Source organism: Clostridium sp. CTA-17 (assembly GCF_054767895.1).
In genome coordinates this window covers 124,086-144,866 of sequence record NZ_BAAABF010000004.1, presented here as the reverse complement: position 1 = coordinate 144,866, position 20,781 = coordinate 124,086, and the positions used below count along the sequence as shown (strand labels likewise).

The window sequence follows — 20,781 nt, the reverse complement described above, 5'->3', positions numbered from 1 at the left end:
ATGTTCATATTTTAAATTTAACATATATTTTTAAATTGGCATATAAATTTGATACTTTTCAATTAAAGCAATAAAAAAAGTAATAATATTTCTGATGAAAAGGTATTTATTAGAAAAAATATGAAATGTTTTAAGGGAGATAATAAAGTATATAATTTCATTAAATTTATAAATAGAGAATGTCAAATAAATATAAAAAAACTCCACTATGAAAATGTTTAGATGGGCTATATAATAAACCTGTAAACGATATTAAGGGATTTGAAAAACAAAGGTTTAATAGGGAGGAAAACATAATGTTAAAATTCAAGAAACTAATAGCTTTAACAGCTTGTGCAATGTTAACTACTTCAGTAGCATTAACTGGATGTGGAGCAGACAAAACAGCAAATGCTGGAGAGGGAGAAACAGTAAAACTTACTTGGTATACAATTGGACAAACACCAAAAGATTTAGATATGGTTCAAGAAAAAGCTAATGAATATTTAAAAGATAAAATCAATGCTACTATTGATATGAAATTTATTGATTACGGTGATTACACTCAAAAAATGGGAGTTATAATAAATTCAGGAGAACCATATGATTTAGCATTTACTTGTTCATGGGCTAACCCATATTTAGAAAATGCTAGAAAAGGAGCTTTCTTAGAAATAGACGATTTATTAGAAAGTAAGGGAAAAGAAATGAAGTCTGTTATAGATGAAAGATTCTGGGAAGGTGCTAAAATAGATGGTAAAACATATGCAGTTCCAAACCAAAAGGAAATAGGAGTTGCACCTATGTGGGTATTCACTAAGGAATATGTTGATAAATACAACATACCATATCAAGATATCCATACTTTAGAAGATTTAGAGCCATGGTTAAAAGTTATACATGAAAATGAGCCAGATGTTACACCTTTATATATAACAAAAGGATTCTCAGCACCAGCTTACTTCGATCAATTAGTTGATCCAGTAGGAGTTGAATATGGTGATGAAAGCTTAAAAATTAAAAATATGTTTGAAACAGATAAAATGAAGAGCGAATTAGAAACTTTACAAAAGTACTATGATGCTGGATATATAAATGCTGACTCAGCTACAGCTAAGGATGATAAAGCAGTTAAGAGATTTGTAACTAAAGCTGATGGACAACCATATGCTGAGGGATTATGGTCAAAGGATCTAGGATATGAAGTAGTTGCATCACCAATAATGGATACTCATATTACTAATGGTTCAACTACAGGTTCAATGATAGCTATTTCTAAGACTTCAGAGCATCCAGAAAAAGCTATGGAATTCTTAAACTTATTAAATACTGACGTATATTTAAGAAACTTACTTAACTATGGTATAGAAGATATTCACTATGAAAAAACTGGTGATACTCAAATAAAATTAACTGATAAAGCTAAAGACTACTCAGTTGGATACTATACTTTAGGTAACTTATTCATAACTTATACTTTAGATAATGAACCAGTTGATAAATGGAAAGAATTCGAAGCATTCAATGATGCATCAGTTGAGTCACCTGCTTTAGGATTCAAATTCAACACTGAAAAAGTAAGTAATCAAATAGCTGCTATAAACAACGTTCTTGAAGAGTTTAAATCAACTATATACAGTGGATCAGTTAATGAAGCTGAATATTTAGATAAAATGAACAAGAAATTAAAAGAAGTTGGAATAGACGAAGTAATTTCAGAAATGCAAAGTCAAATAGATGCATGGAAAGCTGAGAATGGAAAATAATATAATTTAAAAATAAGTGTAAACTCTATGCCAAGCATAGAGTTTACTTTTATAAAAATATAAATAAAAAATTAGGAAAGTATTCTTACATAATCTAAGGAGTAGATTATAAGTATATGCATAGCGGGGGATGATTTTATATGAAAAAATATGTTGTTATTGATATAGGAGGCACAAGTATAAAACATGCTTTGATGACTGAAAGTGGAGATATTTTAGAAAAGGGAAGCATGAAAACTGAAGGGGATAATATAAATCTTTTTATTGAATCCATAGGAAAAGTTGTTGATTCATATAAAGAAAAAAATGAGGTTTTTGGATTAGCATGTAGTTCGCCAGGTGCCGTAGATGTTAAAACAGGATTTATAGGGGGAGGAAGTGCAATTCCGTGCATACATGGTCCAAATATAAAAGAGCTTTTAGAAAAAAGATGTGGTTTAAAAGTTTCTATAGAAAATGATGCAAATTGCGCTGGATTAGCAGAAGGATGGCTTGGATCAGCTAAAGGAGTAGAAAATTATGCATGTATTGTAATTGGCACAGGAATAGGTGGATGCATAGTTATAAATGGAAGAATTTTAAGAGGAAAGCATCTTCATGGGGGAGAATTTGGTTATATGTTTACTAGAGATAGTGAAGGATTAACAGATAGAATTTGGAGTGAAGTTTCCTCTACAAATGCTTTAGTTACAAGGGTATCTAAATTAAAAGGAATAGAAAAATCAGAACTTGATGGCAAGAAAGTTTTTGAAATGGCTAAAGATGGAGACGAGGAAGTTAATAAGGAAATAGAATCATGGTATATGGACCTTGCAAGAGGAATATACAATATTCAATATATAGTTGACCCTGAAAAAATTGTTATTGGTGGAGCTATAAGTGCTAGGGATGGATTTGATAAGAAAATAAATGAAAAACTTGCTTTACTAAAAAGTGATATAGCAACTTTAGATATAAGTGTTGAAAAATGCAAATTTCAAAATGATTCAAATTTAATAGGAGCATTATATAACTTTCTTTTTGTTAGAAAATAAATCTTATTATTTAAAGAAAAATCATATAGATAAAAAGGGGAGAATATTATGACGCAATTAAATTACAGAGAGAATTTAAATATGAAATTTAAAGCTTATAATGGTGGATTAAGAGTTTTTAAAAATTATGAGATTAATGATAATAATATAAATATTTATTTTTCAAATATTAAAATAACTCTTACTATATTTGAAAATGATATAGTTAAAGTTTTTATTGGAGACAAATACGAGGAAAGCATTTCAACTAATGGTGTAGTAGGTGATTTAGGAAAAGGTGAATTTATAGTAGAAGAGGATTCAAACTTTTTAGTTATAAAGGGAAAAAAGGTTTTAACCTTTGTAGATAAAAATACTACAGAGATAAGTTTTAGAGACTTAGAGGGAAATATAATAAATGAAGATTTTCAGCCAAGTTTTAAAGATGAGAAAGGAAATGTGTACATATCAAAGGTAAATGATTGTTTAGCATATTATGGACTTGGAGAAAAGGGTGGAGATTTAAATAAAAAGGGATGTTATACAGAAAATTTTAATACTGATGATCCAGAGACTGATGATGATTCCGTAACTTATTACAAGACAATTCCTTTTTATGTTGCCTTAAAAGAAGAAGCTACCTATGGAATATTCTTTGATAATAGCTTTAGAAGTTATTTTGATATGGGAAAGGAAATGGGAGATAGGATTTTCTTTGGAGCAATAGGAGGACAAATTCAATATTACTTTATTCCAGGAGAAAATATTAAAGAGGTAGTTAAGAATTATACTGCTTTGACAGGAAGAATGGAGATGCCACCTCTTTGGAGCTTAGGATATCAACAATGTAGATTTAGTTATTTTAGCCAAGAGGAAGTAAGAGAGTTAGTAAAAACCTTTGAAGAAAAAGATATTCCCTTAGATGTAGTTTATTTAGATATAGATTACATGGATGGATTTAGGGTTATGACTTTTAAAACTCCTAATTTTGATGATGCAGCTGGTCTTATTAGTGATTTAAAAGAAAAAGGAATAAGAACTATTACTATTATTGACCCTGGTGTTAAGGTAGATGAAGAGTACCTTGTATTTAAAAGAGGTAAAGAAGGGAATCATTTTACTAAAAAGCTAGATGGAGAAATGTTTATTGGGGCAGTTTGGCCAGGTGATAGTGCTTTCCCCGACTTTTCAAATAAGTATTGTAGAGAATGGTGGAAAAGTGAACTTAAAAAATTCATAAGTGAACATGGCATTGATGGAATTTGGAATGATATGAATGAACCTTGTGTCTTTAATAATGACCATAAAACAATGTTAGAAAGCTGTCTTCATAATAGTGATAATGGAGTTATAGAACATAAGGAGTTTCATAATAGATATGGCTTTGAGATGAGCAGATGTTCTAAGGAAGCACAAGAAGAATTACATCCTAATGAAAGAGGATTTTCAATGACTAGAGCTACCTATGCTGGTGGACAAAGATATTCCTCAGTTTGGACTGGAGATAATATGAGCCTTTGGAGCCAAATGAGAATGTCAATATCAATGAATGCTAATTTAGGAATCAGTGGATTTTCCTTTGTTGGAAATGATGTTTCAGGTTTTGGATTAGATTCAAGTGAAGAATTATTTATAAGATGGATGGAAATGGGGCCATTTATTCCTATATTCAGAAATCACTCAAATATGTACACTAGAAGACAAGAACCATGGGCTTTTGGACCAAGAGCTGAAAAAATAGCAAAGAAATCTATTGAATTAAGATATGAGTTACTTCCATATATTTATGATTTATATTATATATCACATAAAGAAGGACTTCCTATATTTAGACCTATGATAATGGAATATGAGAAAGATATGAATCTTTTAAATATGAGAGAACAATTTATGTTAGGTGAAAATATGATTGTTGCACCAGTATTATATGAAGGGGAAAGAAGCAAAACTGTATATTTACCAAAGGGAAGTTGGTTTAATTATTTTACAATGGAGAAGTTACAAGGAGGAAAGTGGTATAAGCTTCCTTGTGAATTAGATGAAATTTTAGTTTTTGTTAAAGAAGGATCAATAATACCAACATATAATAAGAAATTTAGAAATGTTAAAGAAAGACCAAACAATATACTTCTTAAGGTTTTTGGAGAGAATGCTAAGGGATTCCACTATAATGATGATGGACATACTATGGAATATTTAGAGGGGAAATATACTTATATGGACATAGAGTTTGTAGATGGAAAAGAAGAATTTAAGTATATTCACAATGATTATAGAGGAGAAAATATAGAAGTTCAGGTAATAAAATAGTTTATTTCGAGTTATTTTTTATAATTAGAGAAATAATTGCATTAATTTAACATAATAAAGGATATATGGCCACTAATACTTAAAAATATTAGTGGTCATACTTATTACTCTATATTGCTTTAATTTTAATAGGATGTTAAAATTAATGGGTAATATTTAACGTTAAAATAATTTATAACAGATTTTCTATGAATTCTTTTAAATATGGACAAGTATTTTTAAGAAAATTTATAGGGGAATTATTGTGAAAATAATTATTAGGAGGGAAAAGATATGGGCAATAGCAATGATGGAAAGAAGCTTATGTGGTATAACCTTGGTCTAATGGCATTCGTGTCAGTTTGGGGCTTTGGTAATGTAGTAAATAACTTTGCAACTCAAGGGTTAACCGTAGTAACTTCATGGATATTAATAATAGCTTTATACTTCGTACCATATGCGCTTATGGTTGGAGAATTAGGCTCAACTTTTAGAGATAGTAAAGGTGGCGTAAGTTCATGGATAGGTAAAACAATGGGACCTACATTAGCTTACTTAGCAGGTTGGACTTATTGGGTAGTACATGTACCTTATTTAGCACAAAAACCACAAGCTGTACTTGTTTCATTAGGATGGGCAGTATTCCAAGATGGAAGTACTATAAAAACTATAGATCCTAAAATTACTCAAGTAGTATGTTTAATAATATTCTTATTCTTTGTGTGGATTGCTTCAAGAGGAGTAAATTCATTAGGTAAAATAGGTACTGTAGCAGGAACAGCAATGTTCGTTATGTCTATTCTTTATATAGTACTTATGTTAACAGCTCCAGCTATTACAGGAACTCATATAGCAAGTCCAAATATGACTTCAATAAAAACCTATATACCAAAATTTGATTTTGCGTATTTTACCACTATAGCTATGTTAGTATTCTCAGTTGGAGGAGCTGAAAAGATATCTCCATATGTTAATAACATGAAAGATTCTAAAAAAGGTTTCTCAAAAGGTATGATAGCCTTAGCTATAATGGTTGCAGTTACAGCACTTCTTGGATCAGTAGCAATGGGAATGATGTTTGATGCAAATAATGTTCCTGATGATTTAATGTTAAATGGTGCTTACTATGCATTCCAAAAGTTAGGCAATTACTATGGAATAGGAAATTCTTTATTAATATTATATGCATTAGCAAACTTTGCAGCTCAAGTTTCAGCATTAGTATTCTCAATAGATGCTCCATTAAAAGTTTTATTAGCAGATACTGATGCAAGATACGTTCCAATATCATTAACTAAGACTAATAAGAATGGAGCTCCAATAAACGGATATATAATGACTTCTATTTTAGTTGGTATATTAATAATAGTACCAGCTTTAGGAATTGGAAACTTCAATGCATTATTTACTTGGTTATTAAAATTAAATGCTGTTGTTATGCCAATGAGATATTTATGGGTATTCCTAGCTTACATAATGCTAAGAAAAGCTATAAAAGGCCAATTCAAGTCAGATTACAAATTTGTTAAAAATGATAAATTTGCAATGTTAATAGGTACTTGGTGTTTTGTATTTACAGCATTTGCTTGTATATTAGGTATGTTCCCAACAGATGTTGAAGCATTCTCTGGAGAATGGATTTTCAGAGTAGGAATGAATATTGGTACACCTTTAGTATTAATAGGCTTAGGTTTAATCTTACCTAAGATAGCTAAGAGAACTAATGGAAAAGCATATGATGATGCAGTAAGAGAAGCTGCGACAACAAAATTAGAAAATAAATAGTAAAAAGGCACTCTTAGAGTGTCTTTTTTTATATATTTATGCCCTTATATTTAGTAAAGTTTATTAGATTAATTATAATGACAAAATATATGAAATATGATAATATGATAATTACAATATATTTTGATAATCAAACAAAATGTTTCTTAGAAATTAAAAAGAGAATAGAAAAAGCTCTAAAGAAATATGAGAGTTTAAAAATAATAAATGGAAAAGAAGAAGGGAGAGAAATCTTAATGATAGTAGAACCAAAGTTTAGAGGATTTATATGTACTACATCACATCCTACAGGTTGCAAAAAAAATGTTGAAAATCAAATAGATTATGTAAAAGAAAAGGGAAAGATAGAGGGCGCTAAAAGAGTACTTGTACTAGGGGCTTCCACTGGATATGGATTAGCAAGTGCTATTGTGGCTTCAGAAGCATGTGATGCGGAAGTTTTAGGAGTTTCATTTGAGAGAGAGGCAAAAGGTAAAAGAACAGCTTCAGCAGGATGGTATAACATAGAGTCACTAAAGAAATTTGCAGAAAGTGAAGGTAAAAAGTTTATATCAGTAAATGGAGATGCCTTTTCTAATGAAGTTAAAAATGAAGTTATAGACTTAATAAAAGAAAATATGGGGAAAGTAGATTTGGTTATATACTCCTTAGCAGCTCCAAAGAGAAAGGATCCAGTTTCAGGAGAAGTTTATAGTTCTTGTTTAAAAACTGTAGGAGCTCCATTTACTAGTAAAACTTTGGATTTCCACACAGGAGAAATACATGATATCACTATTAATCCAGCTACAGAGGAGGAAATAGAAGGTACTAGAAAAGTAATGGGTGGAGAAGATTGGATGCTATGGATTGAAGCCTTAAAGGAAGCTAATGTCTTAGAAAATGGCGTTAAAACAATAGCCTATTCATATATTGGGCCAGAAGTTACATATCCAATATATAGAGAAGGGACTATAGGAAGAGCTAAAAATGATTTAGAAAAAACTGCAGGAGAGATAACTGAAGTATTAAAATCATTAAGTGGTGAAGGATATGTATCAGTAAATAAAGCTTTAGTAACACAAGCTAGTTCAGCTATTCCAATAGTATCTTTATATATTTCAATTCTTTATAAAGTTATGAAAGAAAAAGGTACTCATGAGGGTTGCATTGAGCAAATATACAGAATGTTTAAAGAGCTTTACGAAGGAAAATTAAATTTAGATTCAGAAAATAGAATTAGAATAGACGATTTAGAAATGGCTGAGGATGTACAAAAGGCTATTGAGGAAATATGGCCACAAATAACTAGTGAGAATGTTTTTGAATTAAGTGATGCAGAAGATTTTAAAAAGGAATTTTTCAAGTTATTCGGATTTGGATTAGAGGGAGTAGATTATTCAGAGGATGTTGATATAACAACAGTTTAGTGTAAAAATATTATTTGATTAATCTAAAAAATATGAAAAGGTCATACTTTAGTTAAGCTACTAGAGTAAGGCCTTTTATATTTTATTTAAAGTTACTTTATTTAAGAATTTATAGTTGTTTTTTGTATGGCAATGTATTTTTATATTTTGAATAAAACTTAATTGTATCTAAAAAATAATAAATAGTGATAATATGATGATTATTATTCCTGCAATTAAGTTACTATTTTTTGAAATATTTTTACTTTTTATTGTTTTTGATAAATAGAAGCCTAAAGATATAAATATCAATGAAATAATAAAGGTTGATATTGTTGTAAAGGCAATATTAAGTCCAGAAATGCTGGCTCCTATTCCTAAACCAAAGTTGTTTAAAGCTAGGGCCAAGGATAAGGCTAGAGATTCCTTAAAATCAATATTACCAGACTTATCTTTATCTGCAACTTCTGGGTTTTCTAATATAAAGGTAGGAGAGGAATTGTTCTCACTATTATGTGAGGTTAGGATTTTTTTCTCTTTAAAATAAGAATATATAGAATAAAAACCTAATGCAAGAAGAACTAAACCACCTATAATATCTCCTAATTTAACAGGAATTAAATCCACCAAAAATTGTCCTAATATCATTGAAATAAAAGTTCCTAAAGCAGATATGGATGCTATGACAAGAGTACTTGAAAAATTTATTTTTATGTCTTTTAAACCATATGCTAAAGAAACAACAAGTATATCTAAACTTGCAGCAATTACAAAAAGAAGTATACTTAAAAAGCTCACTTTTTCTGCCTCCAAAATTTTACTGTTAATTCCAATATATTTTATTAATATATAAATTGTGACAATTTTGGAGTGTGAGTAAGTTTAAGACTGAGAAATATAATAAGATAATTCCTTAGGTGGAAACTCTAATTTTTTTACTAGCTTTGTTAAATAAACTTTAGCTTTTTCATATTCTTTTTCATTAATTAGCTTTTTAAAATATAGTGCTTCTCTATTACTTATATGATCTTTTAAAATATTAAAAGCTAGTTCTAAAGAGTATTTAAATCCTATTATCTCCTTAGGAGATAATAATAATTTATCCAAATAAGTATAGAATTCTATTAATCCATTAGAAAAGGAGTTAAGTTTTTTTTGAAAGTCTTTATCATATTGAAGCAAAAGTAATTTATAATTTTCTAGCTCTTCCATATAAGCTTTATGATCTAAAGTTTTATTTATTTCTTTTAAGGCGTTTATGCACTTAATTGAAGAAATATCCTTATCTTTAACTTCTAACATTATATCTGGGGAAAACTCTTTAACTTCCTCATAATATTCTAAAAAACTATTTATAGAAATTGAATGAGAGTGGGAACCTTTCTTTTTAAAAATATCCTGCTCACTATAATGTACTTTCATATTTCCATCTAACTCTTTATTCCATGTTTTGATAACAAATGAGTAAATTTCTTTTAAACTATAGGAATTATCCCCATAGCATATATTATGTAAATTATCAAATATAACAGGAATCTTTATTTTACTAGAAATATCTAATACATCATCTAGGGAAAAATTTCTTTCATCATTTTCTATGACTAATCGCTTTTTAGAAGAGTCTGAAAGTTTATTAAATCCCTTTAAAAAATTTTCCTTTGCTAATTTTTTATCGCCATATACCCCTCCTATATGAAGTATTATTTTATTTTTATAATCTACATTTAATGAGTCTAAAAACTCACAGTGATACTCAATATCCTTTATAGATTTATATAAAACCTCATCTTTAGGGGCATTTATTACTGTATATTGACCAGGATGCATAGAAACTCTAATGTTATTATTCTTAATAAAAGTTCCTATATCTTCTAACTTATCTTTAAATTCTTTTTGCCAGCTTATATTATTTATTTCATGGGAACCTAAGGGGATAATATCTGAGCCTATTCTAAATAAGTAAATATTATTTTTAATATTCCATTCTAATATTTTTTGTAAATCATTTAAATTTTGTTTTGTAATAGAAAGGAATTTATCCTTAGAAAAGTCCTTTAGTAATATTCTACGATTTGTTCTAGCATTTGTTGTTATTGGAGTGCAAGCATAACCTATTTTCATATATAATCAATCCTTTTCAAAATATTAATTATATATTTTGCATTTAAATAAAAAATAAAACAAAAAGCTTTAGAAATATATTATCTTTTTAAAATATAAATAGTAAAATTATTTTAAATTAATAAATCTAAAATTATAGTAATCATTGTTTTTATTTATAAATTAATAATTTTGTAATAATTCATAAGGTGGTTATATGGCAAAATTATATTATGAAAAAGATATATATTTAGATTTAAGAAAGTATAAGAAGTTTGTAGATTTAGTTTATTATGATTAAATATATAAATTAAAATTAAATCTAAAGGACAGTGATGTTAATGTAACTATAGGGGTATATAAAAAATCTTTGTAAAAGGTTTAAAAGATGGGGCTAAGTTCTAGACTTAGATTAATACACTGAAAACATGATGATTATATGGTTAGTAAAAGAAAAATAATAAATGCTTATGAGAAAGAAATTTAAAAATTTCTTAGGAAAATTCAAGAGGAACCTTTGAAAAAGAATGGTTGTTTAAAATAAAGAGATAAAGCAATTATTTCAAGAAAATATGAGACTAAATTTTTAGGAATTTAAAACATATTAAATAGATAAATAGTAACATTTTAAATTTTGGTGCAATTGATTCATAAAATATATTTTGTTTTATGAATCAATTGCTATGAAAATTTTACGATGATATTTATTCTAAATTGATGATTTTATTCCATTTATCATGTTTTTTTGATAATTTATTAAAAAATAACAAAAAATATATTTTACAAAATATATGAACAACTGTTATAATGTCAGAGGTTAATTTAAATTATAGGAGTGGAATTTATGGAAAAGTATATATTTTGGGTAACAGCTATTTTTCAAATAGGCGTATTTGCTCTAATGCTATACTATTTATTCATAGCGTTATTTGGATTCTATAAGAAAAAAGATACAAAGACTTTTGAGCCTCAAAAGAAATTTGCAATGCTTGTAGCAGCCCATAATGAAGAAGTAGTTATAGAAAATCTAGTTGAAAGTTTAAAACATTTAGATTATCCAAAAGAATTATATGATATATTTGTTATTGCAGATAACTGTACTGATAATACTGCTAAGATTGCTAGAGCAGCAGGGGCAAATGTATTTGAAAGATTTAATAAAGAGAAGAGAGGTAAGGGGTTCGCATTAGAATGGATGTTTGATAAAATATTCAAAATGGATACTCATTACGATGGAATAGCAGTTTTTGATGCTGATAACTTAGTTGATAAAAATTTCTTAAAAGAAATGAATAATAAAATGTGTGAAGGATTTAAGGTTGTTCAAGGATATATAGATTCTAAGAATCCACAGGATTCATGGATAACAGAATCTTATGCTATAGCATTTACATCAGCTAATAGAATGCTTCAATTAGCTAAAAGTAATATAGGTTTATCAGCTCAAATAGGTGGAACAGGATTCGTTATAGATACTGCAACTCTTAAAAAATTAGGCTGGGGAGCTACTTGCTTAACAGAAGACTTAGAATTTAGTTGTAAGCTTATATTAAATGGAGAAAAAGTAGGTTGGGCACATGATGCCATAATATATGATGAAAAACCATTAACTTTAAAAGCTTCATGGAATCAAAGAAAGAGATGGATGCAAGGATTTGCTGATGTTGCTACTAGATATGGAATGAAACTTTTAAAGAAATCTATAAAAGATAGAAGCTTAGTTGCTTTTGACTGTACATTATATGTAATGCAACCATTTGTTACTTTAGCAACTGGATTAGCTGGTCTATTAACTTTTGTACAAATAAGAGCAGTAGATGGTCTTGGAATATTTGTTATAAGTTATTTATTCAATGCCACAGCATGGCAATTATTCTGTGTATTCCAGTTCTTATTAACACCATTTGCCTTACTATTTGACAAGAAGATGAGCGGAAAGTTATTCGTAGTATTAGGACTATATGCATGTAACGTATTTATACAACCATACTTAATAAATCAATTAGGTATATTAGACAATATAATGTTATTAACATTATTTAATGTGGCTTATATAGGAATATTCTTAATAGGAACATTATTATTCCTAGGAAAGAGAAATTTCCAAATATTCTATAGATATTTAATTTATCCATTATATATATTAACTTGGATACCAATAACAATCCAAGGTATAATCGATAAAGATAAAAAAGAATGGTCACATACTAAACACGTTAGACAAATTGGAATATATGAAGTTTAATTATGATAAGACATCCATTAATGGATGTCTTATATTTTTGCTGTAAAAGTGATTATGAGAATATAAAGTTGACAATATTATTAGAAGATATTTATTTAAATAACGTAAATTTTTGTATTTTAAAATCTTTTGATATAATTAATAATCGTGAAGTACTATAAAGATATGTTCGATGGGAACAAATGTTTGACAATGTATTTTTTAAGAATTATACTATTTTAGTAAATTGAAAGGATGATATATAAATGTTTGGATTAATAAGTTATGAGGAGATATATGGACATGAGGACGAGTATATCTTTATAGATGTTAGAAGTCAAAAGGAAGCTTTTGAAGAGCCTATGATAGGATCTGTAAATATTCCTGTGCTTTTAAATGAAGAGAGAGATGTAGTCGGAACTTTATATGTTAGAGAGAGTGCAGAGGCTGCAAAAGAGCAAGGAATAGAATTCATCTCTAGAAGATTGCCTGAAATATTTAAACAAGTTCAAGAGCTTTATAGAAATAAGCATGGTAAAAAACTTGTTATTTTTTGTGCAAGAGGTGGGATGAGAAGTGGAAGTTTACATTCATTACTAAATAGTTTAGGAATAAATTGTTATAAATTAGAAGGCGGATATAAATCATACAGAAGTTTTATAATAAATAAAATAGAAGAATTCTCAAAGGAAATTGATTTTATAGTATTATACGGAAATACTGGTGTAGGAAAAACAGAAATGTTATATAAATTAGAAGAAAAGGGATATGATGTTTTAGATTTAGAAGGATGTGCAAATCATAGGGGTTCAATTCTAGGAGGAGTTGGATTAGGAGATTGCAACACTCAGAAGAGATTTGATGCATTAGTTTATGATAAACTTAGACATAGAAATTCTAATATTGTATTCATTGAAGGAGAGAGTAAAAGAATAGGAAGAATTTTAATACCAGATCCTTTATTTGAAAAGATGTATGAAGGTGCAAAACTTAAAATAAGTGCTGATCCAGAAGTGAGAGCAGAGAGATTAGTTAGAGAATATACTGCCTTTGAAAATGTAAATGAACAATTAGATGAAGCTTTAGGAGTTCTTAAGAAGCATATAAGTCCAGAAAGAGTGGAACAATATAAAGACTTAGTAGCCAAAGGTGACTATAAGAAAGTAGCCTTAGAACTTATGGAAAAATATTATGATCCTAGATATGGAACAAGTGCAAAGAAAAAAACATTTAGAAATGAATTAGAGATAAATGACATAGAAAATGAATTATTTAAATTAGAAGAAATATATAAAGAGATTTCAGAGGAATTAAGGGAGGATTTATATGAGCAATAGAAATAACAATTATGATGTTACCTCTTTAACTTCTTTAGAAAAGTTAGAACCAGTAAGAGTAAGACCAGGAATGTACATAGGCTCTACAGGAAGCAAGGGACTTCATCATTGTATATGGGAAATATTAGATAACTCTATAGACGAAATATCAAATGGATATGGAAATAAGGCTAAGGTTATTTTAAATAAAGATAAAAGTGTAACTGTAATAGATAATGGAAGAGGAATTCCTACGGGAATGCATCCAATAAAGAAAAAAACTGGTGTTGAGATGGTATTTACAGAGCTTCACACTGGTGGTAAGTTTAATAACCAAAACTATAAGACTTCTGGAGGTCTTCATGGAGTTGGGGCAGCCGTTGTTAATGCCTTATCAAGATGGCTAGAAGTTGAAGTAAAACAAAATGGAAAAATATATAGACAAAGATTTGAATATGCTTATGACAAAGAGCTTAAAAAAGATATGCCAGGAACACCAGTAACTCCATTAGAAGTAGTAGGAGAATCTAAGGAAACTGGAACAAAGGTTACTTTTTTACCAGATAGAGAAGTATTTTCAACATCAGATTTTAAATTTGACATAATAGATGAAAGATTACAAGAATTAGCTTTCCAAAATAAAGGAATAAGATTAGAACTTATTGATAATAGAAAAGAAGAAAGCGTAAGTAAAGAATATTACTCTGAAAGAGGACTTTTAGACTTTATAGATTATTTAAATGAAAGTAAAACCCCTCTTCATCCAACTCCTGTTTTATTTGAAGGAGAAAAAGAAGTAAATAACATACAAATGTATGGAGAGATATGTCTTCAATTTACTGATTCAACAACAGAGAATATAGTTAGTTACGTAAATAATATTCCTACTACAGAGGCTGGTACTCATGAGACTGGTTTTAAAACAGGAATGACTCGTGCTTTTAAGGAATGGGCTAAAAAGCTTAACCTTATAAAAGAAAAAGATAAGGAATTTGAAGGTGATGATTTAAGAGAAGGTATGACAGCTATTGTCAGAATAAAAATCACAAATCCAGTCTTTGAAGGTCAAACAAAAACTAAGCTTGGAAATAATGAAGCTTACACAATGATGAATGATTTAGCTTACACTAAGTTTGGTCATTGGATAGAGGATAATAAAGAAGTTGCAACTATGATTATAAATAATGCCTTAGATGCAGCTGCTAGAAGAGAAAAAATTAAAAAGATTAATGATGCAGAGAGAAAGAAAATAGGAAAAGGAACAGCACCTTTAGCAGGAAAGGTTGCAGTATGCACATTAAAAAATAAAGAAGCTAATGAATTCATAGTAGTTGAGGGAGATTCTGCAGGTGGATCAGCTAAGCAAGCTAGAGATAGAAGATTCCAAACAATAATGCCTTCAAAAGGTAAAATAATGAATACAGAAAAACAAAAGTTAGAAAATGTTATAGCTTCTGAGGAATTAAAAATCTTTAACACTGCCATAGGTACAGGAATTTTAGATAATTATAATGAAGAAGATTTAAAATATGACAAAATAATAATAATGAGTGATGCTGACGTAGATGGATATCATATAAGAACTCTTTGGATGACATATATCTATAGATACATGAGACCTCTTATAGCTAATGGTCATCTTTATTTAGCACAACCACCTCTTTATAAAGTTGCTAAATCAGGTAAAGGTAAAGATAAGATTCTTTATGCTTATAGTGATGATGAATTAGAAGAAGTTAAAAAGAAGGTAGGAAAGGGAGCAACTATTCAAAGATTTAAAGGACTTGGAGAAATGAATCCAGACCAATTATGGGAGACAACTTTAAATCCAGAAACAAGAACTTTAGTACAAGTTACTATAGAAGATGCCGCTAAGGCTGAAAAAATGGTTTCTTTATTAATGGGTGATGTTGTTCAGCCTAGAAAGAACTATATGTATAAGTATGCTGAGTTCTAAAGGAGGAGATTAAATGGCTAAGAAGAATATTGAAATACCTAAGGATAATAATATTATCAGAATGCCTCTTGAAGAGGTTATGCCTGATAACTATTTACCTTATGCAGTAGAAGTTGCTAAAGATAGAGCACTTCCAGATGTAAGAGATGGATTAAAGCCTGTACACAGAAGAATTTTATATGGTGCATATATGTTAAAGGCTTTTCCAGATAAACCTTATTACAAATCAGCTAGAATAGTAGGGGATATACTAGGTAAATATCACCCACATGGAGATAGTTCAGTTTATGATGCTATGGTAATTCTAGCTCAAAATTTTAGTACAAGAGCTCCCCTTATTGATGGACACGGAAACTGGGGAAGTATAGATGGAGATGGAGCAGCGGCTATGAGATATACAGAGGCTAGACTTTCTAGTATATCTATGGAGATGCTTAGAGATATAGAAAAAAATGTAGTAGATATGGTTCCAAACTACTCAGATTCTGAAATGGAACCTAAGGTATTACCAGCTAGATATCCAAACCTTTTAGTAAATGGTACTTTTGGTATAGCAGTTGGACTTTCAACTAATATACCACCACATAATTTAAGAGAAGTTATAGATGGTACCTTAGCTTATATAGATAATAATGAAATTACTACTAGAGAATTAATGAACTATATAAAAGGGCCAGACCTTCCAACAGGAGGAGTTTTAATTGGTGAGAAAACTCTATTATCTGCTTATGAAACTGGAGAAGGAAAAGTAACTTTAAGAGCTAAGGCTAAAATTGAAACTTTAGAAAATGGAAGACTTGGAATAGTAATAACTGAATTCCCTTATAGAAGAAATAAGGCTAGAATACTTCAAACAATATCAGATATGACTGGTGACAAGAGACATGCTAAAGCTTTAGATGGAATAGTGGATATTAGAGATGAATCAGATAGAACTGGTATAAGAGCTGTAATAGAATTTAAGAAGGCTGTAGATCACGATATGGCTGATAAGGTTCTTAAGTATCTTTATAAGAAAACTGATCTTCAAGGTAATATAAGCTTTAATATGGTTGCCTTAGCGGATGGAAAACCAGAGACTATGGGATTAAAAACAATAATATCTCATTATGTAAACCATCAAAAGGATGTTGTTACAAGAAGAACAAAAAGAGAGTTAGAAGTAGCAGAAAAGAGATTCCACATAGTTGAAGGTTTCATAAAGGCTATAGGAATAATGGATGAAGTTATAGCTACAATTAGAGCTTCAAAATCAAAGAAAGATGCTCATGAGAATTTAGTTTTAAAATTTGGATTTACTGACTTACAGGCAGAGGCAATTCTAGAATTAATGCTTTATAGATTAACTGGATTAGAGATAAAAGTATTCCAAAAAGAGCATAAAGAATTATCAAAGAAAATAAAAGCACTTAGAAAAATTTTAGAAAATGAGTCAGTTCTTTTAGGTGTTATAAAAGATGAGTTAAAAGAAGTGGCTGAAGTCTATGGTGATGAAAGAAGAACTGCTTTAATAGAAGATGAAAGCGAAGCTAAGATAGATCTAGAAGAGTTAATAGTGGCAGAAGATGTTATGGTTACTCTATCAAATGAAGGATTTATAAAGAAGATTCCTCTTAAGACTTATAATCGTTCAAATGTTGATGAAAATGAAATCGAATATAGAGAAGGAGACTATTTAAAATTCCTTATTAAATCAAATACTAAGGATACTTTAGCTATATTCACTGATAAAGGAACTGTTTATCAAATAAAATGTAATTCTGTAGCAGATAAGAAATGGAAAGACAAAGGAGAAAGACTTGAGGATTTAATAAGAGGATTAAGTTTAGAAGATGAGAAAATTATTGCTCTTGAATCAATTGAAAATTTCCTTCCAAACAAATGCTTTAAGTTTATAACTGCTAATGGATTAATAAAGAAGACCACTTTAGATAAATTTGTTACTGCTTACTCAAAGCTTATGGCTATAAAGCTTAAGAATGACGATTTATTAGCAAGTGTATCTTTAATAGATTCACAGGATGAAGAAAGATTTGTTGAAATTGAAACAACTAATGGATTAAACTTTGTTGTTTCAGAACCAGAATTAGAGTTTACAGATAGAAATATACTAGGAGTTCAATTAGTACCATTAAAAAGTGGTAACCAAATTAAGAGTATAAGATTTGTAGATAACTATGAATATAAAGAATTCATCATAGGAATAAATAAAAAGGGAAATATAAAAACTTTCAGTAATATGAATAGCAATTCTTATGAAAAGGTAAAAGTTAATTCCTTTAGAAACATAATTGCTTTCTCAAATAAAGGAAAGGTATTTAAATTCCCAGCATACTTACTTCAAAATACAGAAGAAAGTAATATTTCAGACCTAGTAGATGGATTTGAAAAAGATGAACTTATAATAAAAGTAGCTCCTATGAATGAATTTGGAAAAATAGGTGAAGATTTATTTGTTTACTTCTTCTCAAGAGAAGGATTAGTTAAAAAGACATCTTTAAGAGAGTTCTTAGGAGAATTTAATAATCAAATAGCTTATAAGTTTAAAACTCCAAAGGATGAGTTAGTAAATGTAGATATAAATTTTGAAAATGCTACAATAATCTTAGTAACTAAGAATGGTATGGGAATTAAGTTCTCAGCTACAGCTATTAATCCAATGGGAAGAGTGGCTTCAGGGGTAACAGGAATAAGCTTAAAAGATGATAATAAAGTCATATTTGGTAAGGTTATACCACCAACTGAAGGTATTGATGATAAAACTTTAGAGGCGTATAATGACTATAAAAAAGAATTAACTAGTAATTATGAAAAACTTGTTTTAGAGTCTAAGCAGAAGGAAAAGGCTGAAGTCAATATTGAAGATATTAAACTACAAAATAGAGCGGGAAGAGGAAGTAGTTTAATGATTTTAGTATTGGAAGACTACATCAAGGACGTAATTATTAAGTAGGAGGTATGGTCATGAAAAAAGTATTAGTATTTTTAGCAGAAGGTTTTGAGACTATAGAAGCATTATCTGTTGTAGATGTTTGTAATAGGGCTAAGGTAACATGTCATGCATGTAGCCTTACAGAAAATAGAACTGTTAATAGTGCTCATGGAACAATTGTGCTTTGTGATAAATTAATATCAGATGATGATTTAGAAACTTATGATGCAATTGTACTTCCAGGTGGAATGCCAGGATCAACAAATCTTAGAGATAATGAAAGAGTACAATCATTAATAAAGAAATATAATGAAGAAAATAAAATTGTAGCTGCAATATGTGCTGCTCCAATAGCTTTAGCTAAGGCTGGAGTTATTGAAGGAAAGAAGGTTACAAGTTATCCAGGGTTTAAAGAGGAACTTGGAAATGTTAATTATGTAGAAGAGGACACAGTAGTTGTGGATGGAAACATAATAACTAGTAGAGGGCCTGCAACTGCCTTAGTATTTGGATTAGAAATATTAAAAAAGCTAGGATATGAAAAAGAAGCAGAGGAAATAAGAGAAGGAATGCTTATTAACTTTTTCTTAGAAAAAGAAGGTAAGTAGAAATTTTATAACTTAAAGAGAGTTGTATCAAAATAACTTAAAAATAAAATTTATAAACATATTTGGAAAATTACTTAGTTAATCTAAGAAGTTTATAGTAAATATTCCATTTATAAATTTTGTTTTGAGTTTTGATACGGCTCTTTTTATTTTTTACAAGTTTATTAGGTATGTTAAAATATAATAAGATTTAATATATTTGGAGGAAAATATATGCAAAAAATAATTTTAAATAATGGTGTTAGATTATTATATAAATTTAAAGATATAGAACATACATCTTTTTGCATAAGCTTAGAGAGCGGAGCTAATGCAGAAAATAAAGATGAAATAGGAATGGCACATGCCCTAGAACATATTTTATTTAAAGGAAATGAGAATCTTAAGGAAGATGAAATAAATGAAAAATTAGATGATTTATTTGGATTTAATAATGCTATGACTAATTTTCCTTATGTTATTTATTATGGAACTACTGCAAAGGAAGATTTTGAAGAAGGATTTTCTTTATATTCAGATATAGTTTTAAATTCAAATCTTCAGGAATTTGGTTTTTCAGAAGAATTAAATGTTATAAAACAAGAAAGTGATGAGTGGAAAGAAGATTTAGAGCAACATGTAGAGGACCTTGCTTTAATGAATGGCTTACCAGATGAAAGAATAGGAAACTTAATAATAGGAGAAAAAAATCATATAGAAGCTATAAGTTTTCAAGGGTTAAAAGATTTTTATGAAAAAAACTATTTAAGTGAAAATATGGTTATCTCAGTTGTTTCTTCTCTTCCTTTAGAAAAAGTAAAAGAGATTGTAGAGAAAAATTTTAATAGAGCAAAAAGTGGAAAAATATCTAAAGATAATTTAGAAAGAAATATTAATTGTGGCATATTCTCTAAAAAGATAGAGGGTAATACTGGGGCAAAAATATGTTGTTTATTTGATATAAATGATTTAAGTATGGAAGAGGTAACTTTACTTAAGGTATTTAATCTTTGGTTTGGTGAAGGGGTAAGCTCCGTATTATATGATGAAATTAGAACTAAAAATGGACTAGCTTATGAAGTTTATAGTGAAGTTAAGTATGAAAAGGGAATAAGATTATTTAAAATTTATTTAGGAACCTCTAAGGAAAAGGAAGAAGAGGCCTTAGGACTTATTGAAAAGTGTATATCAAAGGCTATGGATATAGAAAATTATTTAAGTGAAGAGGGATTAAATAAACTAATAAAGAGATTTAAACTTAAAAATTCATTGGATTTAGAAAAAAGTATAGTTCTTGCTAATAGAATGGCTATATATGAAACTATGTTTAATAGAGGAGAATATATTTTTGAAGAATTAAACTTAGTTAAAAATTTAAGTTTAAAAGATATGAAAAATTTAATTAAAAGAGTTTTAAAGAAATCCATTGTGCAAATAATTAACTAAGA

Annotated in this window: 13 protein-coding genes; 11 read left to right on the top strand and 2 right to left on the bottom strand. The window is 28.8% G+C overall.

What is annotated here, in order from left to right; translation table 11 throughout:
- The first annotated feature begins 296 nt into the window (after positions 1-296).
- The 5 genes from ACYUCG_RS08800 to fabV all read left to right on the top strand — a co-directional run bounded on the left by ACYUCG_RS08800 (position 297) and on the right by fabV (position 8,238).
- The gene (locus tag ACYUCG_RS08800) at positions 297-1,745 is read left to right on the top strand and encodes an ABC transporter substrate-binding protein (RefSeq protein WP_003482051.1); all 1,449 of its coding nucleotides are present in this window, start codon (positions 297-299) and stop codon (positions 1,743-1,745) included.
- A gap of 140 nt (positions 1,746-1,885) precedes the next feature.
- Positions 1,886-2,779, top strand: a complete 894-nt coding sequence (locus ACYUCG_RS08795; RefSeq protein WP_060794714.1) for an ROK family protein — start codon at positions 1,886-1,888, stop codon at positions 2,777-2,779.
- 48 nt (positions 2,780-2,827) lie between these two features.
- Positions 2,828-5,068 (top strand): glycoside hydrolase family 31 protein, encoded by a 2,241-nt coding sequence (locus ACYUCG_RS08790; protein WP_460268456.1) that lies wholly within the window; start codon positions 2,828-2,830, stop codon positions 5,066-5,068.
- Positions 5,069-5,341: 273 nt separating this feature from the next.
- Positions 5,342-6,832, top strand: coding sequence for an amino acid permease (locus ACYUCG_RS08785; RefSeq protein ID WP_060795876.1), 1,491 nt, complete (start codon positions 5,342-5,344; stop codon positions 6,830-6,832).
- A 236-nt stretch (positions 6,833-7,068) separates the two neighbouring features.
- The gene (gene fabV, locus ACYUCG_RS08780) at positions 7,069-8,238 is read left to right on the top strand and encodes an enoyl-ACP reductase FabV (protein ID WP_131336615.1); all 1,170 of its coding nucleotides are present in this window, start codon (positions 7,069-7,071) and stop codon (positions 8,236-8,238) included.
- Positions 8,239-8,406: 168 nt separating this feature from the next.
- On the opposite strand, the gene ytaF is transcribed toward fabV, so the two are convergent.
- Both ytaF and uvsE read right to left on the bottom strand, forming a co-directional pair.
- Positions 8,407-9,015 (bottom strand): sporulation membrane protein YtaF, encoded by a 609-nt coding sequence (gene ytaF, locus ACYUCG_RS08775; protein ID WP_004457690.1) that lies wholly within the window; start codon positions 9,013-9,015, stop codon positions 8,407-8,409.
- Positions 9,016-9,099: 84 nt separating this feature from the next.
- Positions 9,100-10,338, bottom strand: coding sequence for a UV DNA damage repair endonuclease UvsE (gene uvsE, locus ACYUCG_RS08770; protein WP_460268455.1), 1,239 nt, complete (start codon positions 10,336-10,338; stop codon positions 9,100-9,102).
- Between the two features lie 823 nt (positions 10,339-11,161).
- Here uvsE and ACYUCG_RS08765 point away from each other — a divergent pair.
- From ACYUCG_RS08765 to ACYUCG_RS08740, 6 genes are all read left to right on the top strand, one after another.
- Positions 11,162-12,562, top strand: a complete 1,401-nt coding sequence (locus ACYUCG_RS08765; protein ID WP_060795878.1) for a glycosyltransferase family 2 protein — start codon at positions 11,162-11,164, stop codon at positions 12,560-12,562.
- Between the two features lie 245 nt (positions 12,563-12,807).
- Positions 12,808-13,878, top strand: a complete 1,071-nt coding sequence (mnmH, locus tag ACYUCG_RS08760; protein WP_240298689.1) for a tRNA 2-selenouridine(34) synthase MnmH — start codon at positions 12,808-12,810, stop codon at positions 13,876-13,878.
- Positions 13,868-15,814 (top strand): DNA gyrase/topoisomerase IV subunit B, encoded by a 1,947-nt coding sequence (locus ACYUCG_RS08755; RefSeq protein WP_460268454.1) that lies wholly within the window; start codon positions 13,868-13,870, stop codon positions 15,812-15,814. Before mnmH ends, ACYUCG_RS08755 begins: the two co-directional genes overlap by 11 nt.
- A gap of 13 nt (positions 15,815-15,827) precedes the next feature.
- Entirely contained in the window at positions 15,828-18,767 is a 2,940-nt protein-coding gene (locus ACYUCG_RS08750) for a DNA topoisomerase IV subunit A (protein ID WP_460268453.1), read from the top strand.
- 11 nt (positions 18,768-18,778) lie between these two features.
- Positions 18,779-19,354 (top strand): DJ-1 family glyoxalase III, encoded by a 576-nt coding sequence (locus tag ACYUCG_RS08745; RefSeq protein WP_139933925.1) that lies wholly within the window; start codon positions 18,779-18,781, stop codon positions 19,352-19,354.
- A 213-nt stretch (positions 19,355-19,567) separates the two neighbouring features.
- Positions 19,568-20,779 (top strand): M16 family metallopeptidase, encoded by a 1,212-nt coding sequence (locus ACYUCG_RS08740; protein WP_460268452.1) that lies wholly within the window; start codon positions 19,568-19,570, stop codon positions 20,777-20,779.
- Positions 20,780-20,781 lie beyond the last annotated feature (2 nt).

Coding starts and splice junctions, on each gene's coding strand:
- ACYUCG_RS08800 (WP_003482051.1), top strand. CDS start 297: ATGTTAAAATTCAAGAAACTAATAGCTTTAACAGCTTGTGCAATGTTA.
- ACYUCG_RS08795 (WP_060794714.1), top strand. CDS start 1,886: ATGAAAAAATATGTTGTTATTGATATAGGAGGCACAAGTATAAAACAT.
- ACYUCG_RS08790 (WP_460268456.1), top strand. CDS start 2,828: ATGACGCAATTAAATTACAGAGAGAATTTAAATATGAAATTTAAAGCT.
- ACYUCG_RS08785 (WP_060795876.1), top strand. CDS start 5,342: ATGGGCAATAGCAATGATGGAAAGAAGCTTATGTGGTATAACCTTGGT.
- fabV (WP_131336615.1), top strand. CDS start 7,069: ATGATAGTAGAACCAAAGTTTAGAGGATTTATATGTACTACATCACAT.
- uvsE (WP_460268455.1), bottom strand. CDS start 10,338: ATGAAAATAGGTTATGCTTGCACTCCAATAACAACAAATGCTAGAACA.
- ACYUCG_RS08765 (WP_060795878.1), top strand. CDS start 11,162: ATGGAAAAGTATATATTTTGGGTAACAGCTATTTTTCAAATAGGCGTA.
- mnmH (WP_240298689.1), top strand. CDS start 12,808: ATGTTTGGATTAATAAGTTATGAGGAGATATATGGACATGAGGACGAG.
- ACYUCG_RS08755 (WP_460268454.1), top strand. CDS start 13,868: ATGAGCAATAGAAATAACAATTATGATGTTACCTCTTTAACTTCTTTA.
- ACYUCG_RS08750 (WP_460268453.1), top strand. CDS start 15,828: ATGGCTAAGAAGAATATTGAAATACCTAAGGATAATAATATTATCAGA.
- ACYUCG_RS08745 (WP_139933925.1), top strand. CDS start 18,779: ATGAAAAAAGTATTAGTATTTTTAGCAGAAGGTTTTGAGACTATAGAA.
- ACYUCG_RS08740 (WP_460268452.1), top strand. CDS start 19,568: ATGCAAAAAATAATTTTAAATAATGGTGTTAGATTATTATATAAATTT.